At 64.6% G+C, this 17261-nt stretch carries 14 protein-coding genes; 4 read left to right on the top strand and 10 right to left on the bottom strand.

Features of this window, described 5'->3' with window-relative positions:
* A complete protein-coding gene (locus OG589_RS27635; RefSeq protein WP_405152139.1) occupies positions 1–312 on the bottom strand; it encodes a hypothetical protein in 312 nt (103 codons plus the stop codon).
* Between the two features lie 101 nt (positions 313–413).
* On the opposite strand from OG589_RS27635, the gene OG589_RS27630 reads away from it, so the two are divergent.
* Positions 414–668, top strand: coding sequence for a hypothetical protein (locus tag OG589_RS27630; RefSeq protein WP_405140696.1), 255 nt, complete (start codon positions 414–416; stop codon positions 666–668).
* Between the two features lie 30 nt (positions 669–698).
* Here OG589_RS27630 and OG589_RS27625 read toward each other — a convergent pair whose 3' ends face one another.
* From OG589_RS27625 to OG589_RS27600, 6 genes are all read right to left on the bottom strand, one after another.
* The gene (locus OG589_RS27625; protein ID WP_405140695.1) at positions 699–1280 is read right to left on the bottom strand and encodes an NUDIX hydrolase; all 582 of its coding nucleotides are present in this window, start codon (positions 1278–1280) and stop codon (positions 699–701) included.
* 3 nt (positions 1281–1283) lie between these two features.
* Positions 1284–2399: an adenosylhomocysteinase gene (locus OG589_RS27620; protein WP_405140694.1), complete on the bottom strand. Its 1116-nt coding sequence runs from the start codon at positions 2397–2399 to the stop codon at positions 1284–1286.
* A 179-nt stretch (positions 2400–2578) separates the two neighbouring features.
* Complete coding sequence (locus OG589_RS27615) at positions 2579–2812, bottom strand: hypothetical protein (protein WP_405140693.1); 234 nt, start codon at positions 2810–2812, stop codon at positions 2579–2581.
* A complete protein-coding gene (locus OG589_RS27610; RefSeq protein ID WP_405140692.1) occupies positions 2809–3303 on the bottom strand; it encodes an ATP-binding protein in 495 nt (164 codons plus the stop codon). The genes OG589_RS27615 and OG589_RS27610 overlap by 4 nt, the downstream gene beginning before the upstream one ends.
* A gap of 186 nt (positions 3304–3489) precedes the next feature.
* Positions 3490–4257: a GntR family transcriptional regulator gene (locus OG589_RS27605; protein ID WP_405140691.1), complete on the bottom strand. Its 768-nt coding sequence runs from the start codon at positions 4255–4257 to the stop codon at positions 3490–3492.
* A 3-nt stretch (positions 4258–4260) separates the two neighbouring features.
* The gene (locus OG589_RS27600) at positions 4261–4806 is read right to left on the bottom strand and encodes a UTRA domain-containing protein (protein WP_405140690.1); all 546 of its coding nucleotides are present in this window, start codon (positions 4804–4806) and stop codon (positions 4261–4263) included.
* 267 nt (positions 4807–5073) lie between these two features.
* Here OG589_RS27600 and OG589_RS27595 point away from each other — a divergent pair, with 267 nt between their 5' ends.
* Together OG589_RS27595 and OG589_RS27590 are read left to right on the top strand one after the other, a co-directional pair.
* Positions 5074–6447 carry an IS1380 family transposase gene (locus OG589_RS27595; RefSeq protein ID WP_405140689.1) on the top strand — a complete coding sequence of 458 codons (1374 nt, stop codon included), beginning with the start codon at positions 5074–5076 and terminating at the stop codon, positions 6445–6447.
* Positions 6448–6822: 375 nt separating this feature from the next.
* Entirely contained in the window at positions 6823–7239 is a 417-nt protein-coding gene (locus OG589_RS27590; protein ID WP_405140688.1) for a TOTE conflict system archaeo-eukaryotic primase domain-containing protein, read from the top strand.
* A 373-nt stretch (positions 7240–7612) separates the two neighbouring features.
* On the opposite strand, the gene OG589_RS27585 is transcribed toward OG589_RS27590, so the two are convergent.
* From OG589_RS27585 to OG589_RS27575, 3 genes are all read right to left on the bottom strand, one after another.
* Entirely contained in the window at positions 7613–8587 is a 975-nt protein-coding gene (locus OG589_RS27585; protein WP_405140687.1) for a NaeI family type II restriction endonuclease, read from the bottom strand.
* Between the two features lie 233 nt (positions 8588–8820).
* Positions 8821–9081, bottom strand: a complete 261-nt coding sequence (locus tag OG589_RS27580; RefSeq protein ID WP_405140686.1) for an HNH endonuclease — start codon at positions 9079–9081, stop codon at positions 8821–8823.
* A complete protein-coding gene (locus OG589_RS27575) occupies positions 9057–14375 on the bottom strand; it encodes a sacsin N-terminal ATP-binding-like domain-containing protein (RefSeq protein ID WP_405140685.1) in 5319 nt (1772 codons plus the stop codon). Before OG589_RS27575 ends, OG589_RS27580 begins: the two co-directional genes overlap by 25 nt.
* A gap of 571 nt (positions 14376–14946) precedes the next feature.
* On the opposite strand from OG589_RS27575, the gene OG589_RS27570 reads away from it, so the two are divergent.
* A complete protein-coding gene (locus OG589_RS27570) occupies positions 14947–17214 on the top strand; it encodes an AAA family ATPase (RefSeq protein WP_405140684.1) in 2268 nt (755 codons plus the stop codon).
* The last annotated feature ends 47 nt before the right edge of the window (positions 17215–17261 follow it).

The raw sequence follows: 17261 nt of genomic DNA, 5'->3' as shown, positions 1-17261 counted from the left end.
TCACGGACCCCAGTGACGGTAGGCGTCGATCCATTCGGAGCCTTCGGGTGGTGGTGTGGGCAGCGGAAGGTCGAGGATGCCGATCGCCTGCCGGTGCGGCCCGCGCCCGCAGATCGCGGCGATCCCGCTTCCCGGGAGCAAGTCGATCTTCTTGACCGTCACCTCGACGCCGAGGACCGTCGTCTTGAACGGCACGGCCAGGTGTTCCTCCAGCATGACGTGAAAGCCGGAAATCTGCTCGCCCTCGTCATAGGCGTCGACGGTGGTCTGTTCGACCAGCGGCTCCAGTTCCGCCTTGCTCAGTCCGGCCATGGCGAGCAAGCGTAACCAAGATGGGGCGTGCCGAAATCACTTTCGCGGACACGTCTGGTGGTCGCTTGGCTGCGTGGGGGGAATCCCGCAGGATAGTGGCTGTGGACAGATGGGCCGAATGGAACGACCCGGTCGAACTTCGAATCCGCCTGGACATGGCCCTGGCCGAGATCGCCGAGCTCCGCCAGGAGAACGACCGCCTCCGCACACTGCTGGCGTGCCGGCGTGCCGATGATCGAACCAGTCTGCCGCCCCTGCCCGCGCGCCAGTCCGGGTTGCCGTACGCGGACGCCTCATCGTCGCCGGCGGAGAAGCTGGCGATCGCGACTCTTCCTCCCCCCACAGTCACGACCTGATCCGGAGGGCCTCCGCCCGTGCGCAACTGATCAGGTGTCCATTTTCTCGAACCCCTCTTCGGCCTCGGCTATCTGCTGGGCCATTGTGAGCGAGAGGCGTAGGTACTGGTCGGCGAGGCTATCGGCGGGGCGCCAGGTGGCGGCGGTCACTTCTTCCGTTTGCAGTTCGGCGATGTCGGCCGTCGTGTGGAACAGGAAGCGAAAGTCGAAGTGCCGGTGTTCCGGTTCGCCCTTGGCGTCGTTGGCGGGGATGGGGTGCACGTCGATGTGGAGCGGCCCGTCTCCCATCGAGGTCACGGCGCCGGCCGGGATGCCGGTCTCTTCGGAGAGTTCCCGCAGGGCCGCGCCGAGCAGGGTCTCATCGGTGTCTTCGAGGTGTCCGCCGGGGAGCAGCCAGGCGCCGAGGGCCCGGTGGTGGACGTGGAGGATGAGCCCCAGGTCGTTGACGAGAACGGCTCCGGCGGTGACGTGCCCTCGGAACTCCTTGCGGGTGGCGATGTCGGCTCCGGTGTCCAGGAGGTCGAGTACGGGCGTGAGCGCCGCGGTCTCGTCCGGGTGGGCGGCGAGGTAGCCGGTCAGGGTGTCGCGGATGTGCCGCGCCGTGATGGTCATGGATCACCTGTCGAAGTAGTTGAGCCAGGTCGCCGCGATCGCGGCTCTGTCGGTGGCGCTGACTTCGTGCATCCCGGGGGCGAGGTCGCCCCGGCTGAGCATGTGCATCCCGGCGACTATCTCAGCCTGTACGAGATAGATGAACGGTCCCACACTGGCGCCGTGCAGGAAGTTGACGGCGTTGCCCTCGTTGAGCAGGTAGAAGTAGTGCCCGGTTGTCTGGTAACGGGTGATGTGCTCGCCGGCGTCGGCCCGGCTGTACACGTTCGGGAGACCATCGAGCTCGTCCTCGCTGCTGGTGACGGTGGCGACGTAGGCGCCATTGCGCAGGTGGGGGAAGTCCTCGCCCCGCAGTGACAGCGCACCCGTGGCGCACAGCACGAGGCCGGCTCCCGCCAGCGCCGTCTCGCGGTCGCGGGCCACGGCGAATCCCTGACTGAGCGCCTGGGCACGCCGCACGGGGTCGATGTCGAACACCGTGACGTGCACACCCTTAGCATGCAGGAGCCGGGCTATGGAGCTGCCGAGTTTGCCGAAGCCGACGACCAGGGCCGGTCGGCCGGACGGGATGTCCCCCCGGCCGCGCAGCAGAGCCTCGGTGGAGAACACGACGGACTGCCCGACAAGGAAATCTTCGGGATCCTTGAGCGGGGATCGGGCGACGGAGACGACCGGACAGGCCAGATCGGCGAGCCCGGCGTAGCGGCGATGCCCGTTCTCGGTATCCTCCACCACGCCGAGGACGGACCCGGAGAACCGCTCGCACAGCGCGGCCAGGGACGGCGCGAAGTAGCCGCCGACGTCCAGGAGCACGAGTGACTCGCCGGCCGCACGCGATTCGAAGTAGTCCAGGGCCGCCTCGGGCGTCCCGAACAGCTCGCGGGACAGGGTGTCGCAGGGGATCAGGCGCTCGACCTCGCGCCGCGCAGTGGAGTCGATCGACTTCGGCTTGGGCAGCACCGCGCGCAACCGGGAGACGGAGGCGACGGCCTGGACGAAGCTCGGGCGCTCGGACAGCAGGTGCGTGACCATGAAACACGTCGGCCGCGTGGCGGGTGCGAGCTGTGCGCCGATCTTGCCGAAGTACGCGTCGAGCCGGGCCCGTTCGAATGACTCCATGTAGTTCTCTCTCGGGGGACGAGGGGCGGAATGCGCCTGGCGTTTGTGCGGTGAGGGGTCGAGCGGGGTAACCGCCGGCCCAGATACGGCCGGAGGGGTCGCCGGTGTGTCCGTGAACGGTGGGCATCGGCGACCTCGCTGGAACCCGGCTCATCGGCCGGGCTACGCGGCATGAATGTTCACGTGCTTCTCGGGGTCGAGACCGGCCGGGTGGTTCGAGTCTCGGCTTCGACCTGGCGTATCAGGACGAGGAGTCGTTCCGGGGTGGTGGCTTCCACGATTACGCCGGTCGGGTGGATCAGACCCGAGAAGGCGCAGAACCTCCTCCGCCAGGTTCCCCACATGACGACCCACCCGGCGTTCTCCCGCTGGAGCGCCGAGGCGGCCTGATGCAGGTCCGCTTCACGTCTCACGATGGGCCTCTTCTGGGCTCGCATTCGAACGCCACGGGTGACTCGCCGAGCTTGAATACCGACCATACGATCTTGCCGAAGGGCTGCCGATCTTCGATGCCCCAGTCATCGGACAGGACAGTGATCAGGAGCAGTCCTCGCCCGGATGTGTCGGTGTCTTCGGGCTCGCGAAGCTCAGGACGACAACTGCTGCTGTCGTGCACTTCGATGCGAAGCATGCCGGGTGCAGCCTTCATCTGGACGACAAACCCCTGGCCGGCCACAGTGCCGTGAGCCAGGGCATTGGTCGTGAGTTCAGAAACGCAGAGGCGTATGTCTTCGACGCGCGCCGTCACTCCCCAAGCTCTCAAGGTGTGGGTCGCGAAGTCCCTTGCCTCTTTGACCGTCATGAGATGGTTTTCAAATGCTTTGATACTGGTCCTGTGGGCGGGCGTCTTGCGAGAAGCTTCGATCCCTCGGGGCACATCGTGCGGGTTAGCCTGTTCTTGCATCAGAGCTCCTTTGGTGAGGTTGGGCTGATGCGCGGGCCTCGGCGGAGAGTGGTGTTGGCGCACCCCTCATTGATCCCGCCGAGGCCTCTTCATGACAGGAGGTCCTTACCTCCTTAGCCGCTAATGTAGCAAGGTGGTCCACATGTGTGTGCGGCTTTCTTCGCACGATGTAGTCGGCGGTGTAACTCAGTTCCCAAGCAGATGCTGCTGATAGACCAGTTCGTAGAGATGGCCACCCTTGATCAGGATTTGTGCTTCGATCGGCTGGTTATCAGCGGTGTAAACCGTGCGAAATGTGCGTATTACGGGCACATCATCGGGAAGCTCCAAGCTCTCCAGCTCGTCGGTGGTAGGAAGCCGAACGGAAAGCTTGTCCACCCAGTGATGTGGTGGGAGCCCCAGCTCGGAGAGCAGCCGCGGCGAGCCACCAGGAATCCTGCGACGTTCCATTAGCGCAGTGCCCGTGGCGATGGAGAGCGGATGATAGATCCACGCGAGCTCGGTGGGTGCGTCGTTGAGCAGCAGGAGCTGGTGGCGGACCGAGACAAGATCGTCCTCGGTGAGGTCGAACGTCTCGGTGACAGCTGTGGGAGGCTTCACCTCGGCTACATCCAGAAGCTTCACGGCTCCCCGGAGTGATCGCTTGGCCGCCTCGGTCATCCAGGGATAAGCCTCATCGTCACGGCGTGGAGGCATGTAGGAAGCGGGAATGATCGCCAACGCCGGCTCGGCGCGCACGAAGACTCCCACGCCGGCCCGGCCTACGATGAAGCCCTCGTCTTTCAGCACGTTCAGGGTCCGCTGCACGGTCTGACTGGTCACGCTGTACTGTGCCATCAGTTGCTGAGTCGTCGGCAAACGCATGCCGGGCAGCAGGTCCCCCGACATGATCAGGGCGCGAATCTCCGCCGCGATCTGCTGGTGTCTGGGCCGGGGGTCTGTCTTCTTGGTCATGGATCATCTCACTTTGAACTGGTAACGGAAACGGCGACCTTCGGGAAGCATCGTCATCACCGAAGCCTCGAACGGCACCCGTCCCGCCGCGAAGACAACCCTGAACAGCACAACGACCAGCGTGCCAACCTCCACGTCGAGAAGTGCGGCCTCCTCCTCCATGGCCCGACTGATGGAGATGTCCTCGTACACCTCGTCAGGGACATAGCCGAGTTCCGTCAGAAGAGTAGACGCTCCACCAGGGATCTTGCGGGCCTCGGCAAGCCGTGTGCCGGCGGCGACCGCTGCCGGGTAGTACGAATCGGTGAGCTCAACCGGCCGCTCATCCACAAGCATCACTCGGCGGCGAACGATGGCGATGCCACCCTCTTCGATCCGCAGAGCCTGGGCCACCGGGGCGGGTGGCGCGACCTCGGTCACCTCACGAAGGCGCTGGGAGCCGGACCTGCCCGTTTCGGAAAGTTCCTCCGACCAGGCATCCGCCTGCCCCGGCGCGCGTGGGGACAGGTATGACTCCGAACTGCCGATCCAGCCTCCAAAATCGTCCATGGAGAACCCCGAGTGGCTTAGGTGGCAAGGTAGTAAGGCCGGTCTCACTCTACCGGCCACTGTCCCCCCCATCACGACCGCGTGAAGGGAACGCCACGGTGTGTTGAGCGTGGGACGTACGGCGCCGCTGCTCTGTTCCCTCTAGCCTGCGGCTTTCGCGGCGAATTTGAGTCATCTTGATCGTTTACATGAGAAAAGTGCCTTTGAGCTGGGAGGATAGGGCTTGTCTAGGGTCCAATCCGCGCCAGTTCAGAAGGCACTTTTCACGTGAAGACTATCGTCTCTCAGCGCAAGATCGTGGTGTCCGCCGACGGTTCGGGGCTCATCTCGCAGGCCGGCGGGCTGCTGCTGTTGGAGACGTTGCGCATCACCGGTCTGCAGCGGGCGCTATCGGATCGGTTGGAGCGGTGGCGGCCGACGCGGGCGGTCCACGATCCCGGCAAGGTCATCGCTGATCTGGCTGTCACTTTGGCGCTGGGCGGGGACTGCCTGGCCGACATCGCGATGCTGCGCGCTCAGCCCGAGTTGTTCGGCCCCGTGGCCTCCGATCCCACCGTCTCGCGGCTGATCGACCGACTGGCCGCCGACCCGATGCGGGCGCTGAAGGCCATCCGCGTAGCCCGTGCCGCCGCCCGTGAGCGGGCCTGGGCCCTGGCCGGGCATGATGCGCCCGGCGCAGAGGGCGAACTGATCCCGCTGGACATCGACGCCACCATCGTCATCGCCCACTCCGACAAACAGCAGGCCACACCAACCTGGAAGAAGACCTTCGGCTTTCACCCGATGACGGCCTTCGCCGACCACGGCCCCGGCGCTGCCGGTGAACCATTGGCCATCATGCTGCGCGCGGGCAATGCCGGGTCCAACACCGCCGCCGACCACATCGACACCACCACTTTGGCCCTGGCCCAGCTTCCCAAGAACCGCCGTCGCCGTGTGCTGATCCGCACCGACTCCGGCGGCGGCACCCATGGGTTCCTCACCTGGCTGACCCGGCCCGGCCGCCGACTGCCCTACTCGATCGGGTTCACCCTCACCGACGACATCGGCGCCGCGATCCTGGCCCTGCCCGCCAGTGCCTGGACGCCGGCCTACGACGCCGACCGGCAGGTGCGGCCCGGCGCCTGGGTCGCCGAGCTCACCGGCATGCTGGATTTGTCGGCCTGGCCGAAGGGGATGCGCCTCATCGTTCGCAAGGAACGCCCGCACCCGGGGGCGCAACTGCGGTTCACCGATATCGATGGGCACCGCTTCACCTGCTTTGTCACCAACACCCCAGCCGGTCAGCTCGCCGATCTGGAGCTACGCCACCGCCGCCGCGCCCGCTGCGAGGACCGTATCCGAGCCGCCAAGGACACCGGCCTGCGTAACCTCCCGCTGCATGACTTCGCCCAGAACCAGATCTGGCTGGAGATCGTCGCGCTGGCCTGCGAACTGCTGGCCTGGATGCAGATGCTCGCCCTGGAGGGGCACGCCCGCCGGTATGAACCCAAACGCCTTCGGCTACGCCTGTTCGCCGTCGCCGCCCGCCTTGTCCGCGGCGGCCGCAGGCTACGACTGCGCCTGCCCGCGCGCTGGCCCTGGGCCGGCCAGCTCACCGCCGCCATCGCCCGGCTACAAGCACTACCCGCACCAACCTGACCACCACAAAACCGCCCCAACAAGCACGAAAGGAGCCCGTCGGGCCCGTGGAACCCCGCCCACCCGGCGCGACAGCCGGGCCACTGGGCTGACCACAACGGCGAATTCAACTCCCAGCCGAACCGCTCAGCCGACCAAACGAAGATCGCGAAAGATCGAGGCTAGAACAATGTGCCCTCCGACGGGAACAGGCCGTCATCGAAGACTTGCTGTGCGGCGCCGGTTTCCGTAGGGGGAGCGGATTGTTGTGATGAGGTTGGGGCCGAGGCGCCCGGGGACGGCGAGTTACGGCTTGCGCCTGCCTTCTTGGATTCGACCCCTTCCTTGTTGTCCTTCATTATCTCTCGTCGATAATGATCGAGCTCTCCGCCGATATTGCTGTTTCGAGCACTGTTCGCCGGCCGGACCGACGTCTACGCCACCCGCTACCTCAGCCGCAAGACCGGCAAGCACGCGTGGAGCCCCGCGGAAAAGGAGTACTGGACGAGGAGAAGTGATGCCGAGCGGGAGTTCCTCCCGCTGACCGACGAGGTGCTCACCCGGCATCTGAGCCGGACTTCCGGCCGTGAAGTGCACGTCGGGTTGTATCCCATGCTGCCCGACGACACCTGCGACAACCGGCCGCAGATCCTCGGCGACGGCCGGGGCACAGCCCGACAGCAACAAATAGCCAAGGGCCATGAAACCGCTGTTCAGGGGCTCTTTTGGCTGACTGTGAGAGGCGCGCCCTGCAGGGATTCGAACCGTCGGATTAGAAGTGGACTGCCGCCCTCCGCCCCATTGTCCCTCTGACCTGCACCGTAACCTCTTGGCAAACGATCGGTCGGTGGCTCCATCCCGCGCATATCCCGCAACGTCGTCAAGCCGCGCGGCCCGGCGGGAGTCGCCTGGTGGCGGTAAAAGGAGCGATCAGTATTGCACCTTAGTCAACCATGGCCCCATGCTGGCCCATCTAGTGATCAACATGGCTTGATCTCCCGGTTGAGGCGAGGATTGTCGCTTAGAGGATGGAAGGCTCTCCGCGCGGTTCGGTCGGCCTGTGCGATCCCAAGCTTGTCGAGCACCGCGCCGCTTTGGAGGCCGACGCCGACCGGCCCCTTTACTGGTGAGCCCCGCATGCCGTGCGCACGATCGCCATGTCCATCACCAGTGAAGCGCCAGGCTCCTACTCGCCCGTGCCATACCGGGCCTGAATGGCACAGGGCTCCTCGTCTGGTCGTGCAACTACGTAGTACGAGCCTCTGATCATTGCTGCAGGGCGGCGATCGGTCTGAGGGCGAGGAATCACCCGGATACTGATCCACTCGCTTTGCTTGGGAACTGGGAGTCCAAGATCGCGTGCTATCTCTGGGTGCCCATCGCGGTAGCCCAGAATCAAGATGCCTTGATCGCAGAGAGCGAGCCGTGCATCGCGGGCCCGCTTGGGCCCGTCCTGTTGCTGCGCAACCGTTACCAGCGTCCTCCGGTTGATCATTTCGCCCTGCACCAGCTCGAACAGTGTGTTGACTCGCTCTTGCTTCGATAGGCGCCGGTCGAAGATTGCCTGAAGTATATGCTCTGGCATGTGGAGAAGCTGGTTATTGGGTAGCCGTCCTTCCCGCACTAGCCATCGGACGTGTGCTCGCCCGGCAAAGCTTATGGTCTTCTTGCTGTCCTGATTATCGCTAGGGTTGAGAATAGCTGGCGTTACACGGACAAGCCCGACTGAGAAGCATTCCTTCTTGTCGGATGCGTACATGATCAGGCAGATGTGTCCCATAGCTTCGCGCGGGATCGCTTGTCTGAAGAGTGCTATCATCGAAAATTTTGCATCTACCTCATGACCGGCAACTAAGTAGTCCATCCTACGCCCGCGGTGCAGCTGAAACTCGTCCTGAAAGATGATCTCTACTTTGGTTCCGAGATAGGTGCGCTCGGTCTTAGTCACACTTGCAGCGTAAATGTCGAAGCGGCTAGTTCGCTGCCCATCTAAGACCTCATCTATAGATTGACGGAAGACTTTACCGAAGCGTTCCTGCATCTTCGTCTGGCTACGGAACCATGACTCGACAAGGTCAAGGGCCAGGTCATCACTACCGACGCCATTACTCATGTGAGGAACCGAAGGTTCCGGGAACTCAAGGTCCAGGAAATCAGTCATGAGCAGGACTCTAGAGTTGACAGGTGTCAGTTGTGTCTCCGGCCGCCCTCAGATGGGCAACGACCCTTCAAGGCAAACCACGCAGTGTGGCCATGGGACTAGAGTCGTTCATGAACAGCCTGCTGTGAATGAGTGGAGAAGCAGAGCAGTTGAGTTGAGAAAGAAATCAGGCACCTTCGCTATTAGTCTACATGGCGGCTTTGGATTAGTGCTCGCAGCTCGGACGGGGCGGGCTATGGTGTGCGTCGATGGATCATACGGTGACAGTTTGCACAGATAAGGGCTAGGTCGGCGAGTTTGGTGAGTCCTTCGCCCGCTTGATGGAGAGGGATGACGTGGTGGCATTCGATATAACCGGCACCGCAGTCGCCGTATGGCCGCTCGAAGTCGCGCCGATGTAGCGGCGTTTGCCCCGCCGCTCTCCGGCCCGGCAGGGCAAACGCTGTGGCGCCTGGTCGGCAGGGTTCGCCTATCCGCTTTCCAGTGGACCGCATTCGTAGCGCAGGCCGCGCCCGGCGACCCGGAACCGCCCCCGTCCCTTGGCAGAGAATGGGCTGGGCAGTTCGTATATCCGGCGGCTCGACGGGTCCAGCACAGACGTGATCAGCAAGATCCGATACCGGTTACTATTGGCACGTTCTTGAGCGGCGCGCACCTCGGACTCGCCCATCTCGAACTCGATCAGTTCCCCTGGCAGGTTGGTTAGTGCCTTCACCTCGTAGAGGAGCGAGGTGTTACGCCAGGGGATTTCGAAGTCGTAGCCATGGCCGTCTGACGCATCGGGGTCAGCGTTGAGGATGGCCGCATACCCTGACCGCCACCGGACTTCGCCGTATCGGCGCGCCAGCCACGCGCGGGCGATCACCTCGCCGATGAGCCCAACAGCGCTGCGCTGGTCCTCGCTCATCCGCGCCATCCGGACCGCCACGGTCCTGGGCGTTTGCGAACCCGGCGGGCGTTGGGTGCGGTCGCCCGACTGTTCATTGAGGAGCACTGTGCCGGGCTGGGACAGAAAGGCTTCATCGACCGTCTGAGAGGCAAGGTCAGCGATTTCGGCAAGATGGGCATTGCCCACCATGATCATGGTGTTGCCGACGTTGATCGTGGAGCGGTCTGGGCTATTCACTGAACCGCCGGGCGTTTGTACGTTGCGCACTACGAGGTCGCCGGACGCCAGCCCGAGTACATCCGTATTCGCGGTGCGTGGCATGCCTAGTGGCCACCCGACGCTGTCGGCCACGACGTTAAGCAGCCGTGGTTCGTCAAGACGCAGAAGGTCGGACAGGCCGGAGTGGTGCAGTGCCGCTTTGACATCGGTAAGCGGGGAACCGGCCCATCCAGCCGGCACGACCGCGCCCCTCAGGCGGCACCAGGCGGAGATCAATGACAGCAGGGTCGGCACAAGGGAGTCCAGACGCGTCGCATTCCACGCCCGGGTCCTTTCCACGGGTTCCAGGGCGCTGGGTCGGACAAGATCATCCTGTGCGCCGTGCTGCCGAAGCCAGGCGCCTACCGTGGCCCGCATCTCGTGCTGAGGCGGGACGCGGAACTCCAGTAACCACGCGGGATCGGGGACCAAGCCATCAAGACGGCGGGCGTCGGTATACCCAGAGACGTCCTCACCGCGGGCGGCCAGCGGTGAATAGTGTTCCCGCAGGCGGTCGAGCACAACGGGCGCGTGTGCTCGGACGTATTCGTCGAAGATCTGGTCGTGTGCGTCGGGATAGACGATCGGTGTGTACGGGGGTCCCAGGACGGATAGGACGACGTTGAACTGACCGAAGTCCAGCCCCAGATCGTCTCGGAATTCGGCGAGTGAACGGCACCGGCGTGCGCTGACGATGATCTCCGAAACGTCGTGGGGAAGTGAGCTTCCCCAGGTGCTTATCGCCTCCCGGAGAACATTCTCGGAGTTCGCGCGGGCCAGGGCTTGGTCGATCGCATCGAGGTCACCGACGCCCGAGGCGCAAATGAGCACTGGGCGCAGCAGGTGGACCAGGTCGGTTAGCTCGCCGGTGAGGCCGCGCCGTAGCTCGCCAACTCTCGACTCCGTCGTGTCGAGCGCGCTCGCTAGCGTTTGGTCGTCGATGTGGTTGATCGGGTCGTCGCCGAGGATTCGGTGGAGTTTGACGAACGCCAGCTCCAGGGCGTCCTGCAGTGAGGGCTGGCCGAGTAGCTGCGAGAGCGCCGGTGCACATGCCTGGAGCTCGTCCCAGACACCGTCGCTGTTCCAGACCACGACCGTCGGATGGTGCAGATCGGGCAGAGGCAGGCTGCGTGTGGTCTTTGACGGTTCCGCCCGTACCCGGTCGAGGAGAATTTCGACCTCGCCCGCGCGGGCAATTCGGGTTCCGCGCAGCCGGTCCAGTAATGCGCGGATGCCGCGTTCGCTGCGACGTATGAAGGCTCCTGACTTTAGTTCGAGGACAAGTGCAACGACCGTCGTGAGCCAGGCCTTGCCCTCCGTCAGCAACGGGTGGTCGGAGGACGCGACGATGAGGGTTTCGCCGTCGAGGACCTTCACCTCCGTCTCGGAGAGTCGTGCGACCCCGATGCCGTTGGCCTCGAGCATCTGGGCGACGGCTTCGCCGGCGTCGGACTCCGTGATCAGGACGGGGTGGCCGGCCAGCGCTACCAGTGACTCCTTGAGTGGAGCCGCCTCGTCCGTGACATACACCTCCTGCTGGCCGGAAGCGGTGATCGCTGTGAGGGTGGCCCCATAGTCGACAGCGAGCCGTACCGGTTCACCCACCGTCCACGGCCATGCTGAGAGCCGGGCCGCGTCCGTCCATGCCCTGGCATAGTGTCTTTTGAATGAAATGCTGAGGTGTTCCGATACCGCGTCCTCAGCCAGGATCGAACCGAGTTCCTTGACGACCGCACCGGACTGGTGAGGATCCTCCCATATCCGCAGGCCGGCCTGTCGGAGGCGGGCGAGCGGCTGGTCCTGTGCTAGCAGGCGACGGATCGACAACGGTATGCCCGGGATGAACGCCGGAAGCTCGCTGTCGCGACTGAACCAGGCCTGGCTTGGCGGGACGAATGTGAGGCTGCCGGACTCGCTGTCCTCGACGGGCAGCCATGGCAGGTGGCGAAGGTAGGACGCGAACGGTGTCGGCCAGATGTGCGGGTCCTGTTGCGAAAGCGGGCGGCCTGGTCGGCGTACGGTGACCGAGAAGACGTGGTCCCCCCACGAGCGCAACCCGAGAAGGATCAGCTCAGCGAACTGGCGTCGAGCAGGCGCGCTGAGCGTCTCGACGGCGGGTGCGCCCGGTAGATAGACCAACTGCTGGCTAAACGTGTAGGTCGTCCATGGGTGCGCCCCGCCGCTCCAGTTCGCCTCTACGTCCGCTGCCCAGCTCTGCGCCAGCCGGTCGTCGAGGTGAAACTGCTGCGCGAGGGCGCGGGGCTTGAGGTCCACGCCATTGCGCTCGCTGAGGCGCGTGCCGAGGTTGAACAACAGCAGTCCGTCTCGCACGCCGATGCTACGCAGGAACTCACGATAGGCCTCCGTGTCACGCACTTGGGCAGGCCATTGGTCAGGTGAGGTGATCCATCGCTGAGGCAGTGCCGCCAACGGTGGCACCGCCGACCCGCCTTCGGCTAGGAACTGTTCTAGCCGCAGGGCGCCCTCAGTGCCCCACGCAGGGGAAAACAGGGATTCCGACGCTTTGGCCCAGGTGCCGTCCGCCTTTGGGACAAAGAAGCCGATTCGGGCCAGGTTGGTGCGCTGCGTCTTGTTGAGGGTGACGAACTGGCCAAAGGCGAAGTTGAGGGCATCGCGGCGCAACGGGTCGGAGGTGGTGGCCGCGAGGAGGTCCTTGATCGCATCGAAGACACGATCGGTTCGGTATTCGCGGACAAGCTGGTGGCTTTCCAGGAATCCGCGCCCCGGGCGGCGCCACGGGATTTGTGGGTGGGTGAAGCTGATTCGTCGCCGCAACGCCCGTAGATCATGCGGGACACGGGAGACCGCGTCGTCGTCCTCGGCGGGGGATAAGAAGATGGTCCGGTCATGTTGTCCGGGTTGTGATGGCCCGCCGAGAGCGGGTCTCAGATCTCCGTCCCGGTCCAGGATGATCTTTCTGCCATGTAGTGCGTCGGGCTTGTGTCGGAACGCCTGTTCGAGGTCGTCGTAGAAATCCGCCCATGCCCGAAATGCCTCTGTCTCGCTGGCTGGGCGCATCCGGGCGGCGACGCGTTCTGCCCAGTCTGCTACCACCTCCAAGGGTGGGCGCATCGGGGTCTTGAATAGTGCCTGGTGGAGATCGACGGTTCGTTTGCTGCGGCTGTGACCCACCGACGGGTCGAGCAACTTCACCCCGACCTGCGCCAGGGCATCCGTCGTAAGCGCTCCCCACGGCCTGGGTTCATTCGCCCAGGTGTAGGACTCTTCTAGAGTGCCCCAGCGGGTCCCCCCGCCGAGTGGCACAATCGGCTCTTGCCCGAGTTGGCTACCGAAGGCGTCGTTCAGTCGGCCCGGCGGATCCCAGCACACTAGGTCAAGGACGAGTCGGGCAGCGACATCGTGGGGCGCTTCCACACGAAGGCGGCGGGACAGGTTCATGGATAGCGTGGCAAGCTGTCCAAGCAGATAGTCGTTGAGGGCGACGCTTTCGCTGAGGTCCAAGCGAGCGAGTTTGGTAAAAAACGGGGCGTGGGCGTGTGCGCACAGCGGCGCTTTAGCGCCCTCCGACATTGGCAAGAACGTGTACAGCCGCCCGTACCGCATCTCCGCGTCGAGCCGCAACCCCACCCCTACCCAAGCCTCGCCGCTCCAGCTCCGCCACCGGTCGTCAATTTCGCGCGCCTCGACGCTCCGCTCGATCGCGTCGTTCAGCTCGTCAACGGGAAGCAGGCGGCGGGCTAGGAGGTACCGCCCCGCGGCCCCGAGGTCAACCTCGCTCACCCAGTCGTGCGTCTGCTCCGCAACCAGATCGGATCGGCCCTCCGACCGGGTGAGCACGTGACGCTTAGCCCGCCCTTCGCCGTCGCGGACCTCCACCGTCAATGCCGCAATACGGTCGAGGAAGAGCAACAGCGGCGCCTCGTTGGCAGCCAGAGCCTTTGCCTGGGAAATCGCGGCAGCGGCGGCCACCGCGTTGCGAAGCGGCAGTCGCATGACTGTGACGAACCCGGCTTCCGCGAACTCTGCCAGGACTGGGTCAACAGGCTGAGCCGGGACCGGAAGCGCCAGTGGCGACACCTGCTCCGCGACCCGCGCAGCCAGGCCGGCATCATCGACAATCGCAGAGAGATCATCTGGTGTGGCGAACCGGAAGCAGTATCCGTCGAAGGCCGCCGAGGAGGTGTTGGCCTTCGAGTAGACCTCCGGCCAGTCCGTCAGTTGCAAGACGCTACGGAAGCCGAGTCCCTTGTTGCCGATGCCCTCGCCGGGACCTTTGTCCGAGAGCGCGAACTCCGTGATGGACCTGAAGTTTCCTTCGGTGAACGACGCTCCTTCATTTGCGACGTAGAGGACCGATTGTTCTGCCTGTAGATCAACCAAGACTGTAATCCTTCCCGGCTGGTCCGGGTGCAGGGCATCGTGGCCATTCTGGACGAGCTCCAAGACTGCCCGGCCCGCATACTCCTGGGCGGTGTCCTCGCTGATCGACTTCAAGCTTTCGGCGAAGCGCCAGTCGTCTCCCGCCTGGCTGAACAGTTCGATGCGGCGTTGGGTCCGCTCCAGGACCGTTGTCTTGGCGGCATGGGCGAAACTCGGGCCGGAAGGTGGCAGGTCCGGCGGCTGGCTCGCATTTTCGATGCCGCGGTTGCTGGCGGTCACTGCGTCAACATCATTTTTGCTTGGCATCAATCCACCATGATCGGTAGCCTGCAGGAGACAAGTCCCATCCACCACTGCGGTATCGCCGTCGGTGTTGGGATGAGATCATCCCCAGAGTCTTGCAGGTCCCTAACTGAAGTTGCCCCGGTTTGGCAGATGTCCCGTCCGGGTGAACCCTTTCGATTTCGAATCTAGGTTTAGGGCGGTGGTGTCACGTTTGGATTAAGGCCTCCACCTCATGCTGAGCGCCGATTCAATATCACTGGGAAATCCCGGACGCAAGCGGATCGATGACCGCAAAGCGTTGTGCAGGATCTTGTTCGTGCTCTACACCGCCACCCGCAGGAGCTCCTGCCCCAAGAGCTAGGCTCCGGCTCGGGGGATGACCTGTTGGAGACGGCTACGCGATGATCCGCGCCGGGATTGATGGAGGCTCTGATGTTCCCGCTGCGCGCGGACGAGTTCCTTCTCCTGCTCACCTTGGCCAAATAATCCGCGGTCAGCTGCTCCCACTGCCCGCTACGACCCGCGACTGTTAACGTGACTTCCAGCAATTTTCTGTGGAGGCTTGGTGCGAGTCATCGCAGCGCTCGTCGCCGACTACAAGTCAATCCGTACGGCCGAGATCCCCCTCGGAGGTCTGACCGTCCTTCTCGGTCCGAACGGATCGGGTAAGACGAACCTTATCGAGGCGATTGGCGCCCATGATCCCGTTGCCCGGAAGGCTCTCCGCCGCTCCGACGGTCGCGACGCCACACGCCACGCCCGTCTGGGCCTTGTGGTCAAGCTCGACATCGATTCCACTGGGCATGGCGCCGACAGCGAAGTGCTGAGGCAGATGATGGCCTGGCCCTGGCAAGAAGGCCGCGGCCCGCTCGAGATCACCGACGGGGTCGGCGCGTACTGCGGCAGCGCCTGGTGGTTGTACGGAGGAGACTTGTACGACCCGGGTGACCGGTCGACGCTGAAGGGCTGTTACGACGTCGTCCGGCGGTCGCTGACCCACGGGGTCCGTGGATCGGCGGCCGCGGATGCGCATCGGCTGGTGGACCTCCTGCTCGTGGAACCAGTTCTGATCGTGCAGGAAGACTTCATGGTCGAGCTCGCCTGCGACCGATCCTCCGCGTCCGGTCGAGAGGCCGCCGAGCTCGCACGCCGGATGCAGCCGTTACTGACCGAGGGGGCGCTCAGCGACATCGTCGGCGTGCTGGAGTCGTGGACCGGCCGATGGCCGCCCTTGACCGCCTTCACTCGTGGACCGTCGAGTGACTCACCGGGCATCCCCGCTGGTTTCGAGTGGGTCGCCGGCAGGCTGGGCGGTGTACGCGTGGTCGATGGCGATGCGGTGGCCGTGGAACGCTACCTGGACAGGGCGCTCGAGACCGTTCATGACCGGTTGTTCCATCGGCCGGAGGCCGGCGACGGGATGCGCGCTGAGGACTTGTTCTGCGACCGCTGCCTCCACCCGGACCATGCGGGCCGGGTCGACCCGTCCGACTACGCTATGGACGAAGCCCATGCGGTCGAAGACATCTTCGTATATCCCGGTAGCCCCCAGTGGTTGGAACAGAACAACGAGTGGCTACGGGTTCGCCCGGAACTGCGCCTGGCACTCAGCGTTGTCGAGCACGAAGCGAACCGCCGCCTGATTCCGTTCGTCGCCGGCCAGGGCAAGGTCCGCCTGGAGATTCGGCCCGTGCCGGAGTGGGACGCATCGGCGAGCCGATGCCGCATCACGTTCCAGCATCATGCCGACGAAGCCGGTCCGATCGAGGCGGACTGGGGCGGGCCGGTTGGCGTCGCAGGGCACGACTATCCGGAGGAAGATCCCGGCGTTGCCATACCCCTGGCGGACCTGGGTGCGGGGATACGAAGGTGGGTCGCGACCGCCGTACGGCTCTCGGCGGATTCCTGTGCTGAGGGCGAGACGGATCCTAAACCGCGGATCCTGCTCATCGACGAGCCCGAACAGCACCTGCATCCCGCCGCTCAGACAGAGGTGGCCGTCTGGTGCCTGGACCAGGCTCGGCAGCACCAATCCGTCGTCGTCGCCACCCACTCGCCCGTCTTCGTCGCGCTCTCCCCTCATGAAGTGGCCACTTGCCAGGTCACGAAGAGAGGCGCCACCACGCAGGTCCGGCCATTGCCGCCCGTCCACGGCGCCGATGTCGGCGTCCGTGCCCGCGAACTGGGTTTCGAGCTGGGACTCGGGCGTGATGCACTCGCTCAACTGACTCGCGCCATCGCGGTCGTAGAAGGGGACTGGGACCGCCGCCTCCTACACCACTTCTACGGCCCGCAGCTCGCGCAACAGCGCGTACTGGTCGTGCCGTTGCAGGGTTCGAACGAGTTGGGCGGCCTGGCGGACGCCGCCGTCATTCCCGCGCTCGGTCTGCCGGTTGTGGCCTTCCTGGACGAGGTTCGGGGTTGCTCCCGCGAGAACCTGGAGGCCCTTGACCCTCCCCTGAGCAAGGCGGAGCGAGCCCTTCTCGACCTCTCGAGACACCTTGGTGACGCCCTTCGGTTCGTCCGCTATGACCATCCGGACATCATCTGTGCCCTGCCAGAGAGCGCCGTCCGCCGTGCCTTTCCCGAGGCGACGTTTCCGGGCTGGGACGACCTGCTCCAGCAATGGGAGGAAGAACAGACCACGACTCAGACACCCGCTTCGTTCAAGAAGTGGGCACTTAGGGCCATGGGATTGCCGAAAGCGAAGAGGTTCCCGACGGCGTTCTTCAGCGAGGTGATCGCGGAGTGCAGGACGGAGGATCTCCCCCACCCGCAGTTCCGACGCGCGGCCGAGCACCTTCTCGATCTGGTGGATCCGGCTTCGCCGTAGAGCCCAGGCGGGCATACGACACTGACCGTCAGGCGGATGTTGTTGCC

The organism is Sphaerisporangium sp. NBC_01403 (genome assembly GCF_045040145.1).
GTDB lineage: Bacteria > Actinomycetota > Actinomycetes > Streptosporangiales > Streptosporangiaceae > Sphaerisporangium > Sphaerisporangium viridialbum.
This window is presented reverse-complemented; position numbering and strand designations above follow the sequence as displayed.

What these genes read in the sequence shown, in the direction of transcription:
- OG589_RS27635 (WP_405152139.1), bottom strand. Translation starts at nt 312, where the DNA reads ATGGCCGGACTGAGCAAGGCGGAACTGGAGCCGCTGGTCGAACAGACC.
- OG589_RS27625 (WP_405140695.1), bottom strand. Translation starts at nt 1,280, where the DNA reads ATGACCATCACGGCGCGGCACATCCGCGACACCCTGACCGGCTACCTC.
- OG589_RS27620 (WP_405140694.1), bottom strand. Translation starts at nt 2,399, where the DNA reads ATGGAGTCATTCGAACGGGCCCGGCTCGACGCGTACTTCGGCAAGATC.
- OG589_RS27610 (WP_405140692.1), bottom strand. Translation starts at nt 3,303, where the DNA reads ATGCAAGAACAGGCTAACCCGCACGATGTGCCCCGAGGGATCGAAGCT.
- OG589_RS27605 (WP_405140691.1), bottom strand. Translation starts at nt 4,257, where the DNA reads ATGACCAAGAAGACAGACCCCCGGCCCAGACACCAGCAGATCGCGGCG.
- OG589_RS27600 (WP_405140690.1), bottom strand. Translation starts at nt 4,806, where the DNA reads ATGGACGATTTTGGAGGCTGGATCGGCAGTTCGGAGTCATACCTGTCC.
- OG589_RS27585 (WP_405140687.1), bottom strand. Translation starts at nt 8,587, where the DNA reads ATGACTGATTTCCTGGACCTTGAGTTCCCGGAACCTTCGGTTCCTCAC.
- OG589_RS27580 (WP_405140686.1), bottom strand. Translation starts at nt 9,081, where the DNA reads ATGCGGTCCACTGGAAAGCGGATAGGCGAACCCTGCCGACCAGGCGCC.